The sequence below is a fragment of the Corallococcus sp. CA047B genome (assembly GCF_003612065.1).
In the GTDB taxonomy this organism is placed as follows: Bacteria; Myxococcota; Myxococcia; order Myxococcales; family Myxococcaceae; genus Corallococcus; species Corallococcus praedator.
Window position 1 is genome coordinate 1 of record NZ_RAWD01000746.1, and the last position, 397, is coordinate 397.

A 397-nucleotide genomic window follows, 5' to 3' on the forward strand; every position below is an offset into this window, starting at 1 on the left:
CACCCCGCTGTACCCGCAGGACCGGCTCCGCCTGGAGAGCGAGCCGAACATCCTGACGACGCGGATCATCGACCTCGTCGCACCGATCGGCAAGGGCCAGCGCGGTCTCATCGTCTCGCCGCCGAAGGCGGGCAAGACGATGGTGCTCCAGTCCATCGCCAACGCCATCACCACGAACAACCCCGAGACCCACCTGATGGTCGTGCTCGTCGACGAGCGGCCCGAAGAGGTCACCGACATGCAGCGGTCGGTCAAGGGCGAGGTCATCGCCTCGACCTTCGACCGTCCGGCCGAGGACCACACGATCGTCGCCGAGCTGGCGATCGAGCGGGCCAAGCGTCTCGTCGAGCTCGGCCACGACGTCGTCGTACTCCTGGACTCGATCACCCGGCTCGGA

Annotated in this window: 1 pseudogene; it reads left to right on the forward strand. The window is 67.5% G+C overall.

Features of this window, described 5'->3' with window-relative positions:
* Positions 1-397 (forward strand): annotated as a pseudogene (locus D7X74_RS42475) (transcription termination factor Rho); the annotation flags it as partial.